This is a genomic window from Salinicoccus halitifaciens (genome assembly GCF_021026095.1).
GTDB classification, from domain to species: domain Bacteria; phylum Bacillota; class Bacilli; order Staphylococcales; family Salinicoccaceae; genus Lacicoccus; species Lacicoccus halitifaciens.
The window spans coordinates 245,935-258,719 of sequence record NZ_JAJNCU010000002.1; the positions used below are offsets into that span (position 1 = coordinate 245,935).

General features: G+C 48.4%; 10 protein-coding genes. 7 read left to right on the forward strand and 3 right to left on the reverse strand.

Annotated features, from left to right (window positions below; translation table 11 throughout):
* Positions 1-51: 51 nt before the first annotated feature.
* The 3 genes from LPW40_RS05865 to LPW40_RS05875 are packed head-to-tail and all read left to right on the forward strand — an operon-like array spanning position 52 to position 2,841.
* Entirely contained in the window at positions 52-1,050 is a 999-nt protein-coding gene (locus LPW40_RS05865) for a TRAP transporter substrate-binding protein (protein ID WP_230821297.1), read from the forward strand.
* Positions 1,043-1,576, forward strand: coding sequence for a TRAP transporter small permease (locus tag LPW40_RS05870; RefSeq protein WP_230821298.1), 534 nt, complete (start codon positions 1,043-1,045; stop codon positions 1,574-1,576). The genes LPW40_RS05865 and LPW40_RS05870 overlap by 8 nt, the downstream gene beginning before the upstream one ends.
* Entirely contained in the window at positions 1,573-2,841 is a 1,269-nt protein-coding gene (locus tag LPW40_RS05875; protein ID WP_230821299.1) for a TRAP transporter large permease, read from the forward strand. The genes LPW40_RS05870 and LPW40_RS05875 overlap by 4 nt, the downstream gene beginning before the upstream one ends.
* Before the next feature lie 65 nt (positions 2,842-2,906).
* On the opposite strand, the gene LPW40_RS05880 is transcribed toward LPW40_RS05875, so the two are convergent.
* Both LPW40_RS05880 and LPW40_RS05885 read right to left on the reverse strand, forming a co-directional pair.
* On the reverse strand, positions 2,907-4,163 hold the full coding sequence (locus LPW40_RS05880) for a hemolysin family protein (RefSeq protein ID WP_330166175.1): 1,257 nt from the start codon (positions 4,161-4,163) through the stop codon (positions 2,907-2,909).
* A 209-nt stretch (positions 4,164-4,372) separates the two neighbouring features.
* Positions 4,373-5,800 (reverse strand): sodium:solute symporter family protein, encoded by a 1,428-nt coding sequence (locus LPW40_RS05885; RefSeq protein WP_230821300.1) that lies wholly within the window; start codon positions 5,798-5,800, stop codon positions 4,373-4,375.
* Positions 5,801-6,024: 224 nt separating this feature from the next.
* Between LPW40_RS05885 and LPW40_RS05890 the strand changes: the two genes are divergently transcribed.
* On the forward strand, positions 6,025-7,698 hold the full coding sequence (locus tag LPW40_RS05890) for a M20/M25/M40 family metallo-hydrolase (protein WP_230821301.1): 1,674 nt from the start codon (positions 6,025-6,027) through the stop codon (positions 7,696-7,698).
* Positions 7,699-7,736: 38 nt separating this feature from the next.
* Here LPW40_RS05890 and LPW40_RS05895 read toward each other — a convergent pair whose 3' ends face one another.
* Positions 7,737-9,533 (reverse strand): V4R domain-containing protein, encoded by a 1,797-nt coding sequence (locus LPW40_RS05895; protein ID WP_230821302.1) that lies wholly within the window; start codon positions 9,531-9,533, stop codon positions 7,737-7,739.
* A 170-nt stretch (positions 9,534-9,703) separates the two neighbouring features.
* Here LPW40_RS05895 and LPW40_RS05900 point away from each other — a divergent pair, with 170 nt between their 5' ends.
* Genes LPW40_RS05900 through LPW40_RS05910 form a run of 3 tightly spaced genes read left to right on the forward strand, consistent with a single transcriptional unit; the run spans position 9,704 to position 12,773 of the window.
* Positions 9,704-10,564, forward strand: coding sequence for an alpha/beta fold hydrolase (locus tag LPW40_RS05900; RefSeq protein WP_230821303.1), 861 nt, complete (start codon positions 9,704-9,706; stop codon positions 10,562-10,564).
* 21 nt (positions 10,565-10,585) lie between these two features.
* Positions 10,586-11,752 carry an acyl-CoA dehydrogenase family protein gene (locus tag LPW40_RS05905; protein ID WP_230821304.1) on the forward strand — a complete coding sequence of 389 codons (1,167 nt, stop codon included), beginning with the start codon at positions 10,586-10,588 and terminating at the stop codon, positions 11,750-11,752.
* 16 nt (positions 11,753-11,768) lie between these two features.
* Complete coding sequence (locus LPW40_RS05910; RefSeq protein WP_230821305.1) at positions 11,769-12,773, forward strand: VOC family protein; 1,005 nt, start codon at positions 11,769-11,771, stop codon at positions 12,771-12,773.
* Positions 12,774-12,785: the final 12 nt, after the last annotated feature.

Below are 12,785 nucleotides of genomic sequence, written 5' to 3' on the forward strand. Positions count from 1 at the left end.
ATAAAAATTCAATTTGCACTTTCTTTGTGGAACTTAAAAAGGGGTGAAGGTATGAAGTTCATCAGAATATTCATGTTAAGCATTATTGCCATATTATCGTTGACCGTAATATACATCTTCATATTTGAAGGAGATATAGTTGACTCAGAAGAAGAAGTGACGATTCGTTTTGCACATGGACAGCCTGAGACCAACGAAAGACATCTTGCGGTGATTCATTTTAAAGAACTGGTTGAGGACCAATCTGATATGAATGTGAGAATCTATCCAAATGAACAATTAGGTTCAGAAGCGGAAATGATTGAAAGCGTGACCTTGAATGATCTTCAAATGGTTGCTGCAAGTGCATTTAGTCAATATAATCCGAATATCAGTATTTTTGAATTACCGTATTTATTCGACTCTTATGAAGAAGCATGGAAAGTGCTCGATGGGGAAGTGGGACAGGAAGTAGCCGAACCATTGCTGGAAGATAACTTACGAATAATAGCCTATTTTGAAAACGGCATGCGCCATGTCACCGCCAACAAGAAGATAGAGGAACCAGAAGATTTTAATGGACTTAGCATAAGGACCCCGGAATTTCCGATCTCACTTGCAACATTTCAGGCTTTAGGTGCGAATCCGACACCTATGGCATTCGGCGAGTTGTATATGGCATTGCAACAAGGTACAGTCGATGCGCAGGAAAATCCAATGGCAAATACGTATACGAGCCGTTTCCAGGAGGTCCAAGAATATCTCAATAAGACATCGCACCAGTATATGCCTCTTCCGGTAGCCATCAGTGATGATTTCTGGAACTCTTTGTCCTCTGAACAACAGGACATTGTTGAAACGAGTGCACAGGAAGCTGCCCAATACCATAGGAATTTAATCGTTGAAAGTGAAGAACAGATTGAAGAGGAACTGATTAAAGAAGGGATGGAAATTGTGGAGATGGATACAGAACCATTTAGGGAGCAGATTGAAAGTGTGCATCAAGATTATAGAGATATTTACGGAGATGAGCTCCTGGATAAAATCCTGGAAGAACTCGATAGTGAATGAACCAACAGGGAGTGGATCGATGATGAGAATTCTGAAGTGGCTTGATGAACATTTGGAAGAATATATTTTAGTGATTTTAAGTGTCTTCACTGTTGTTGTTATTTTTTCTCAAGTTGTTTTGAGATATATATTCAGCAGTTCCCTGCCATGGTCGGAAGAAATCGCCAGGTATGCTTTCATCTGGATGATTTATATAGGTGTAAGTTATGGGGTAAAAAGACAGAAGCATCTTAGTGTGGATGTTATCACGATGCTTTTTGAAAGAAAAGGCCAAATTATCATAAATATTATTAGCAATATACTATTCCTCATATTCGCACTTGTCATTACTTATTACGGCATTAATATCGTTGGAAGGATAACAAGGGAGTCTGCTGCGCTAGAGATACCGATGGAATATGTCTATCTCGCTCTTGTAGTAGGGATGATTCTGACAACAGTCAGGCTGGTACAGAATATTTACAGTAATTTCATGGATTTGAAAAATGGCAGAAATGATGAAGGATTGGAGGGAGAAACCTCATGACAGCTATCGTACTTTTTGCAAGCTTCTTTTTATTTATGTTCCTCTCGGTGCCCATCGCCATCTCATTAGGACTCGCCTTGATAGTAACAGCTTTGTATTCTCCTGATTTAACTCTGACGTTCCTTTCACAAAGCCTAATCACTTCGACAGACAGCTTTGTACTGATGGCCGTCCCTTTTTTTATACTTGCTGGAGAAATAATGGGCAGAGGTGGTATATCATCAAGATTGTTTGACGTAGCGAGTGTGTTTGTTGGCAGGTATACTGGCGGATTTGCAATGGCAGCAATTCTGACAAGTATGTTCTTTGCAGCTATTTCAGGATCTGGGCCAGCGACAGTGGCTGCAATTGGAGGTATGTTAATTCCGGCAATGGTGGCAGAAGGCTATGACAGGAGATTTGCAACGGCTGTGATTGTATCTGCAGGTGCATTAGGAATCATCATTCCACCTAGCATACCTTTAGTCCTTTATGGTGTTGCAGGCAGTCAATCCATAGGTGACCTCTTTATAGCAGGCATCATTCCAGGTGTTCTGGTCGGTCTTCTGCTAATACTTTACGCTTATTTCTATTCTAAAAAACAAGGATATACTGGGACAGGAGAATCTTTCAGTTTCAAAAAATTACTGTATGCAATAAATCGGGCAAAATGGTCATTATTGATTCCGGTAATCATACTTGGCGGTATATATGGTGGAATCTTTACACCAACTGAAGCAGCAGTCGTAGCAGTAGTCTATGCAACTGTGGTTAGTCTTTTCCTTCACAAAGAGATAAAACTCAGAGATTTTCATGTGGCTATCAGAGAAGCGGCATTGAGTTCGGTAGTAATATTACTCATTATAGGTACGGCCAATGCTTTTGGCACTGTACTTTCTATGGAGCAAATCCCTCAAGTTGTCGCTGAAGGATTCTTATCCATAACGGAAAATACAATCATGTTAATGATACTGATTATCATACTTCTACTCATTATCGGATTATTTATCGATACTTCAGCAGCAGTCATTATATTCACACCAATCTTATTACCAATGGTTATTGAAATAGGGATCAATCCAATTCATTTCGGAATTGTGATGATTGTAGCACTTTCAATTGGATTTATCACACCACCGATGGGGGTGAACTTATTTGTAGGTTCAAGTATTTCGGGGTTAAGTGTACCAATCTTAGCGAAAGCAGTCATGCCTTTCTTTATTGTATTGCTGCTTGGGTTAATTATTATTACATTAATTCCACAAATATCATTGATGCTGTTATAGAATCAAAATAGAAAAAGACTGGCGGGGGCAAGAGGCCGTCAGTCTTTTTATTTCTGATATGAATATTATTTTGAATGAGAGCCCGTTTCCACAAGCTGCCTCGTTATTTTGACCGTATGGATCCTTCTATCACCGACCTCGAGTATCTCAAAGACGAGACCTTCAGTTTCCAGTGTCTCACCGGTCTCGGGGAGGTAGCCGAGCTCGCCGAGTATGAAGCCGGCGAGGTTGTCATCCTCATCCGGGATATCCCCATCGAGCATGTTGTTCAGCTGGTGGAGGGGGATCTTGCTGTCGCAGATGATTTCATCGTCGGTGTGTTTCTTGACCATGACGCCGTCCACGTCGGTTTCATCCCTGATTTCCCGGCCGATCATGGTTTCGATCAGTTCCTCGTGGGTGAGGATCCCTTCCGTGCCGCCGTACTCGTCGAGTACGATTGCGAGGTGTTTATTCTCCTGGAGCATCCGTTTGAAGACTACGTCGACCGGCTGGAATTCGTAAATTGTAAGCGGGTCGAGGTCGGAGAAGTCCGTGATGGCTTTCTCCGTCTGATCGGACCATGCGACGAAGAATTTCGTGTGGAAGACGCCGATCATGTTGTCCAGGTCACCGTCATAGACAGGGTAGCGGCTGTACCTTGAGTGAAGCATGACTTTCTTCGCATCCTCATAGGATATATGCGCGCTGAGTGCATCGACTTCCGTCCGGGGTGTCTGCAGGATATCCGCAACATTCAGGTCCGGGAAATCGAGCACGCCTTTCAGGCTGTATACTTCATCATTTTCAAAAGTGCCTTCGGTGTGGCCGATGTCGACCATCGCGCGCATATCCGACCTTGAAATCGTCAGTTCCCGGCCGTCATCTTTTCCAAGGAGCTTGATTGTCGTCTTGGTGATCAGGTTAAGCAGGAAAATGAATGGTCTGAGGACGAAGAGGATGGCCATCGTCGGATAGTAGACGATATGGGAAATCCTTTCGGGGAAAGCGGCTGCCACTGATTTTGGCAGGACTTCTGCGAAAATGATGATGAGAACGGTGAGGATCGCGGTCGTGATGCCGATGTTCCAGCCGTATTCAATCGCAACGATGGTGACGAGCGACGGCAGGACGATATTCGGCAGGTTGTTTGCGATGAGGATACCCGGGATGAAGATTGTCGGGTTGTTGACGAGCTTCAAAAGACGCTCGGATTTTTTATCGCCGCTTCGGGCTTTCATCTGCAGCTTCATCTCGTTGGTGGCGGTGAGTGCCGTCTCACTGCCGGAGAAGTAGCTGGAAGCGATGAATAAAAGAATTATTGCTATGAACAAAACTGTCAAAATGATTCACCTTTTTATAATTAGTTATTTTATGGGTCTGTGTTTAATGTGCAGGATATATTATACAGACTCCTGCCTCTATATGCCCGTATATACATACTGGGAAACTGACAAATTCAGGCATATATGTACAAAAAGTGTCGAGAAGGGCTGGGGGAACCTAATAAAAAAGACAGACCGCTTTGGGTCTGTCCATATTACGATGATATTCAGCTGTGTGTCGTGACCGGTTCCCTCTGTTTCGTCACGGCCGTGACAATGAGCAGTGTGACAAGTGACAGCGGCAGCCCGACAAATATCGGGTGCAGTCCGAAAGGATGCCCCAGGATCTGCCAGATGACGGCTGTGATGAGGCCGCCCCACATGGCTGCAAGGCCAGCGGATTTCGTGACCCGCTTCCAGAAGAGGCCGAGCATGATCGGTGCGAGCAGGCCGGATACGGTCATGGCCGTCCCGGTCACCATCAGGTTGACGAGTCCGGGGATCGACAGCGCCAGGACAAGCGCCACGACGGAGACGATCAGGACGGATATCCTGCTCCAGATGAGCATCTTCTTATCATTCTGATCCGTGACGAGCGGTCTGATCAGATCATTGACCACTGAGGAGGATCCCGCCAGAAGGAAGGAGTCCGCACTCGATATGACCGCTGCGAGTAATACGACAATCATCACAACGACCAAAGCGAACGGGAATACATCTCCGATGACACCGTAGTAGATGAGCACCGGATCGATGTTCTCGATTCCGAGGCCGTAACGGCTGAGTACACCGATGCCGATTGCAATCGCTCCAATTGCGACGGCGATGATCATGGAGATCAGGTAGCCGTTGCCCGCCGTCTTCAAATCATCAGCCGCCCATACACGCTGCCAGAGATCCTGGCGGACGAACTGGAATACAGCCAAAGTCAGCAGGTATATGAGGATTTCACCCGGCGTGATGTTCATCACACTGAGCATATCCCCTTCACCTGCGGCATTGGCATTCGCTGCGATATCCCCCCAGCCGCCTGCGAATGCGAGCACCGTCACGAACAGCACGACCACACCGATCGTCAAAATCGTCCCGTGGATGACGTCCTGCCAGATGACCATCTTCAATCCGCCGAAGTAGGTCTTGAGCGTAAGCAGTACCCAGCCGATGAAGACGCCGAGGATGAAGTCGATTCCGAGCGTGAGGTTCAGGATCGTTGCGATCGCCACAAACTGCATGCCGGTCATCGCACAGTATGAGAATAAAATGCTGATGACCGTCGGTATGCGCGCCGCTTCGCCGTAGCGGAGGGCGGTGTAGTCACCGATCGTCACCATCTTATGCTCCTCACCGAGCTGCCTGATCCGCTTGAGCAGGAACGCGGCAAAGATGAGTATGCATAAGAACATCGTGATATGTATCCACTGCTGGCCCATCCCGAGGCTGTAGCCATTCTCCATATAACCGAGCAGCGTCGATCCGCCGACGCCCGTCCCGATGAATGTCAGTATGATCGGCCAGAACGAGACCGATCTGCCGGCGACGTTGTAGTCTTCATATGTCTTCGTTTTCCGGTTCAGGTATATGGCCGATACAAACAGGAAAATGAAGTAGGCGAAGACGATGACCGCCAATAAAATTCTTTCATCTGCATTGAACATGTAACAAATTCACCCCTGTAAAGTTAAATTCACGGACCGGTTTGAAACTCAAAATCAATATGTATGTGCCGGCCCATGGTGACCTTTTTCATTTTACCACACAACTCATATCCATGAACTATGAAATGATGGCGCTTCCTGAAATCAGGTGCAGCAGGATATACATATTGATATAATCGTTTAAAAGGGTACAGGCATCTTTATACATACAGGGAGGCACAATGATGAAAGAACGAATGAAAACACTCGATTGCCGCGGGGATATTCTCGCGATAACGAAGCGGCTTGTCGGCATACGGAGCGAGGTCAATACGGAAGGGGAGCGGGTGATCGCCGCTTCCATCCATGGCATGCTTGCATCACACCCGTACTTTGAGGCGAACCCGTCGCAGCTCGTTATGGCGCCGACAGTCAATGATGAGCGGAAGCGGTACAACGTCATGGCGTATGTCAAAGGCACAAAGACAGAAAGCAGCCGCACGGTCGTGCTGATGGGGCATATGGATACGGTCGGTGTGGAAGATTTCGGTGCACACCAGGAACTCGCATTCAAGCCGGGAGACTGGATGGAACACCTGAAGGATACAGAGCTGTCAGAGTCCGTGAAATCCCAGCTTGATTCCGGTGACTGGCTGTTCGGCCGCGGCGTCCTCGATATGAAGAGCGGGGTGGCAAGCAACCTGCACCTGCTCACGTATTATGCGGAGCATCCGGAAGAGCTTGCCGGAAACCTCGTCTTTATCGCGGAATGTGATGAGGAGGACAGCTCACACGGCATATTGTCGGCTTTGAAGACGCTGAAGCGCTGGCAGGAGGAAGAAGGTTTTGAATATGCCGCCGCCATCAATGCGGATTTCGTCGCACCTGGTTATGAAGGTGACGAGAACCGCTACATCTACAAAGGCACGGTCGGAAAACTCCTCCCATCCTTCTTCATCACAGGCGAGGAAACGCACGTTGGCTCAGCCTTCGACGGACTTGATCCGAACTTCATCGCAGCCGAACTTACGCGCCAGATCAGCTATAATCCCGAACTCTCAGATATGGCGCTCGGGGAGGCGACGATTCCGCCGGTCTCGCTCAAGCAGACTGACCTGAAGCCGAATTATACCGTGCAGACGGCACTGTCGGCTTACGTCTACTACAACTTCTTCGTCCATTCATGGTCGCCCGAGAAGGTTCTGGAACTGTTGAAGGAGCAGGCGGGGGCCGCCTTCCGCAATGCGCTCGACACTTTCCAGGCACGCCACAGGAAATTCGGCGAGCTGAGCGGCGGAGAGGAACGAAAAATCCCGTGGGAACCGAGGGTGTTTACTTACGATGAGATGGATGCACTGCTCAAAGACGTACACGAGGAAGAGTACGTGAATCATATGAAGGACTTCAAGGCGGAACTCGAGCAGGACGAGAGCCTCGATTCCCGCATGCTCGCCGCACACGTCGTCGAGGAGGCATGGCAGTTCATGCCGGATAAGAGCCCTGCGATCATCGTCTTCTACTCATCACTGTATTCGCCGAGGGTCGCGCTGACGGGGGAAAATGCGGATGAACGGAGGCTCCTTGATGCGCTGGATGCGGCGATCGAAGAGATGCAGCCGGAGTATGGGCACCCGATTGTGGCTAAGAACTTCTTCCCGCATATATCGGATATGAGCTTCGTTGCGATGAGCGATGACATGTCGGAGATCGATGATATGATCCGGAACACACCGTCGTGGGGTAAGAAGCTCTACGTCGAATACCAGGATGTCGCCGACCTGAACATTCCCGTCATCAACATCGGGCCGTACGGCATGGATGGCCACAAGCGCCTCGAGCGGATGGAGATGACCTACTCGCTTGAGGTGGTGCCGAACCTCACGAACAACGTAATCAGAAGAGTGCTTGAAGCGGAATGAAAAACCGCGGGTTTCCCATCAGGGAACCCGCGGTTTTTTCATTCGAAAGATAAAGTGCCGGTCAGTATCAACGTTTCAATCATCAGGAGGAGATGGGCGGTCGTCGTGGAATCCTTCAAATCCTTATCGAGCATCTTTTCAATTTTCCCGATGCGGTATTGAATGCCGCCGATGGACAAAGCGAGGTCCTTCATCGTCTTTTCCAGCTTCTGATTATTTTTAAGGAATACATATAACGTGTGGAGCAGTTCCCTGTTCTTATCACTTGGTTCAAGCAGTGATTTCAGCTCCCGTGTGGCGATGCCTTCAATCACTCCGGGGTTTATATTTTCAAGGAGGCTGCCGAGAATGCCGAGATCTTCATAGTGCACGAGCATCGAATCTTTCGGGAAATTCGCCGCCTGTTCCGCTTCAGTGACACTTCCTGAGAGCTGCTCCAGATCAGTGAATGCTTTACTGACGCCTGCCTTGAAACGGAAAGGAGGGAGGTCTTTCGACAGCTTCTCCATGATGGATTCGAATACTTTGAAAGTATGTGCTTCATCTTTGTAGCCGTAAAGGAACATAAGTATATTGTCACCCTTTTGGGTGAGCAGGCCGTTCAGATTGTATAACTTCAACGATTTGGCAATGGATATGAGTATATGATAATGGTCTGTCAGCACGTCGGGCTGGCATGCATGCAGCGGCTTGATGGAAATCATACGGAAGGGCGGAAGGATCTTCGGGTTCAGGTAACTTGCATGCAGGGCAAGTTCTGTCTTGTTCTCAAACCGGCTGTGGACCATGCGGTCGAGGAAGTTGATTTTCAGCCTCTCAGTCGTTTCAAAGCTCACTTTTTCATTGAGGAAACACAGGCTCGCCGCAACGGCCAGCCGTTCCAGAAACAGGTGATCATTCAAAGGGACGGCTGAAGGTGCGTCATACAACAGGCAGCAGTATCCTTCAACACGCTCATTGAGCAGAATCGGGGATGTCATCATGCAACCGTTTTCAATTTCGTGTTTGCCGGTGCCGAGAGAATCGAATGCATGGCTGCTGAAGACTGCTTCTAAATCAGGCAGCGGCTCATCCACACCTTCCCGGAACAGTATATTCCCCTCTGTATCTGTGATGAAGGCACCGGTCTCCAGGAGATCTGCAGTGATCTTCAAGAGATGCGGCAGATCTTTTTGCTGTGCGATGCTTTCAGTGATGCGGTTGTGGAAATCAGAGACTTTATCGAGCAGCCGTGTCTTCTCCAGCAGCTGGTCGTACGTCCCTTCGAGTTCATCGACGAATGTGCGTTCATCGTAAATCGGCAGGATTTCACCGTGAAGCGCTTCCCAGTGTTCCCTTGTCTGGACTTCGAAGGCACATTGCGCATCCCCCCGTGCACAGCACGTCACTTCCTTGACGAATATTTCCTCCCCGCACAGCATCGTCATCATACCGCTCGCAAATCCGCTTAAAATATAACAGGAACATTCATCGGAGAGGCCGAAACTTTCAAGCTGCATCTTCACTTCGAATGAATCATACCAGACGCCGCCAAGATCTTTGAAATGAAGGCGGTTATCCCTGTACTCAAGAGCGCCTTTGCGTCTGAGCCCCGATACATGGCCGAGCCCTGCGTGAATGCTTTGGATTTCATCGATCAGTGTTTCAAGGTCGTCTGGACCGGAGAGCATTTCCTTTGCCTTTTCGATGCCGAGATCCTTGCCGAAACGGAGCAGGAAGCGTTTCGCCTTCTGCTGGCCGAGGTGTTCAATCAGCACCTTCCGCATCAGACCGAATGTCGATGAGGTGACGACCAGGTCGTTGGTTTTCAAGTCCCTGAGTTGAGATTGGTTCATTAAATGACCTCCTGTATTTATTGATATGATGATATCACATCGTACTGATTATTTGAATTTTCAATAAATTATACTGTGAATTTGATGAATTACAATAAAAATCGATATTATATATAAAATTATTATACAGTACCATGAGGTTGTAGCAAAAAACAAAGGGGGATTCAGCAATGGCAACATTCGAAGTTAAAAATTTGATGACAGAAGGATTCAACACGGTTTATGCCCACGGCGGTGAAGGACAGGATGAGGCGATTTTCTTCCTGCACGGTTCCGGTCCCGGAGCAAACGGCCTTTCGAACTGGAATAAGGTGCTGAAAGTGATGGGGGAAAAGTATGAGGTGTTCGCTCCGGATTTTGTAGGTTTCGGCAACACTGAAATACCGGAAAATACAGATCTGACATTTTGGGAATGGACGACATTGAGGGTCAAACAGGTATTTGCGATCATGGAGCACCATGGTATTGAAAAAGCGCATTTTGTTGGAAATTCAATGGGCGGCATCATTTCCATGCATGCGATCATGTACGACGAGTCCAAAGTCGATAAATTGGTGCTGATGGGCAGCGGCGGAGGAAAGACTCCGGGTCCGACACCTGAAATCGTAAGAATGACCGGGTTCTTCAATGATCCGTCCATAGAGTCTCTCAGGAACCTGATGAAATGGTTTGTATATGATGAGAGCATCCTCGGTGATGATATTGAAAGCATCGTCCAGACACGCTATGAAAACCTGATGCGTCCCGGCATGAAGGAACTCTACCCGACGCTCTTTCCGAAAAATCCGATGGAGCTGCTGATCCCGCCGAGTGCGCTGAGACGCATCAAGCAGAAGACGCTCATGATCCACGGATATGAAGATCAGTTCGTACCGGTCGACAGCAGCCAGAGCCTTCTGAAGCATATACCAAACTCGGAACTGGTCATCTTGAAACAGTGCGGTCACTGGGCACAGATCGAGAAAGCCGAGCGGTTCCTGGAGTTGACCGATCAGTTTTTGGCAGATGAAGCGAAAGTGCTTTCAAATTAAGCTTTAAGGGGGGATGGGAATATGAAAGCGAACATTTCAGATGAAAAAATTTACAGCGAATTGATTGAAAGTGCCAAAAAGGTGGGCATCATCGCGGAGCGGGAGGCAGTTGAAGCGGATGAAAATGCCACTGTATCAAAGAATGTCGTGGATGCGATCGTTGAGGGGGGACTGAACCGCCTCATCATCCCGAAAGAGTATGGATATCCGCAGATAGACTTCAGGACTTTTACGGATATCGTGAGGACAGTCGGTTATCATAATCTTTCCGCCGCCTGGCTGACGTATTTCTATGGACTGCATAATTCATGGGTCGCATTTCTGCCGAAACACCGGATGGATGAAATATATGAAGACGGCGGGCTGCTTGCTGATATTTTCGCACCCGTAGGCAAACTCGAAAAAGTGGAGGGCGGCTTCATACTCAACGGCAAATGGAATTTTGTAAGCGGTATCAATTATTCTGAATGGGTTTCTGTCGGTGCGGATTACCTGGAGGAAGGTGCGGAGCGGCCGGACCGTCTCGGATTGTGCATGCGCGTCTCAGACCTTGAAGTGATTGAAAACTGGAATCCGCTCGGTCTCAGGGGGTCCGGCAGCAATACCGTCGTCGCAAAGAATCTGTTCGTGCCGGATGATATGGTCATCTCCTTCAATGAAATGATGATCAACCGCAAACCGTACAAGCTTGAAATCGATGAAGACTACCTTTATTACAACGTATCATTTTTCCCTGCATTTTTCGTCGGCTTCCCGGCGATGAGCATTGGGGCGGCGGAACGTGTGATCGAAGAATTCATCGCCCGCACCAAAAAACGCGTGCGTTTTGATGGCACAAATGAAGGTGAGTCAGCGAAAAGCCAGCGTGTGGCTGCAGAAATGACCTTGAAGCTGAAAGCGGCGAGAGGTCTGATGAACGAATACCTCGAAATGCTTGAAAGCGATGAAGGCCAGTACAGTCTCGCAGAATACAACGGCATACGGGTGCAAATCGTCAAGTACTGCCTGGAAATCGCCAACCGTGCGGTATCGACGCTCGGAGCGAGTGCGCTGGCGAAGGGGCAGCCGATCGAGATCATGACAAGGGACCTGATGGCAATCAGCACCCATGTCACTTCATTATATGAAGACGGCATCGACAGTTACGGGAAAGCTTTGTTCGGTATACAACCCATGACAATGGGATAATAAAGGGGATATAATAATGGAAAATATAAGATATGAACTTTTACCTGAAATTGCAAAACTTGGACATGTGGCACTGGAGACGACGGATCTTGAGAAATCATTATGGTTCTTCGAAGAAGTCGTCGGACTTGAGAAGACTACGACAAAAGACGGCGTACATTACCTGCGCGCATGGGGCGATTTTGAACATCATACATTATCAATCCAGGAAGGACCTGTTGCACGTGTGCATCATATCGCGTGGAAAGCGAAACGGCGTGAAGATGTCAGGAACTTCGCGGTCCTGCTCCGCAAGGCGGATGTGGAAGTTCAGGAAGTGAAGGCCGGAACGGAAGCGGGCCAGGGGGATGCCATCCGATTCCAGCTGCCTTCAGGGCATAATTTCGAAATTTATTTCGATATGGAAAAGCCGCCGGCAGCGGATCCAAAACGCAAATCGGTCCTGAAGAACCAGACATATAAAGCCTGGCGCAAAGGAATCTCGCCGCGGCGCATCGACCATGTCAATATAGGGACGAACACGGATCCCGCAGTGCTCCTCGATTTCCTGCAGGAAAAACTCGGCTTCAAGATGCGCGAGTACTTGAAGACGCCGGATGATAAAGTCGGGGCGGCATGGCTCAGTGTCACGAATCTTGTACACGATATCGCAGTGATGGCACAGCCTGAACTGCCAACATCTCATGAAATACATCATCTGTCATACTGGTCTGACAATGCCCAGGACATTCTGCGTGCGGCGGACATCCTTGCAGAAAACGGCATCACCTTCACCGGACCCGGCAAGCACGGGATTTCCCAGGCGATGTACTTATATGTCATAGACCCGGGCAGCGGTGTCCGTCTGGAGCTGTTCTCAAACGGCTATCTGATCTTCGAACCTGACTGGGAGCCGGTCGAATGGAAAGCCGAAGAAATGGCTGTCGGATTCACATTCTGGGGAGAGCAGGCAGGATTGAGTGAGCAGGACAGAAAGACGATACCGGCGGGAGAACCGCTGAAAAGCGCTAAAAAAGTTTAGAAGGGGATGAAC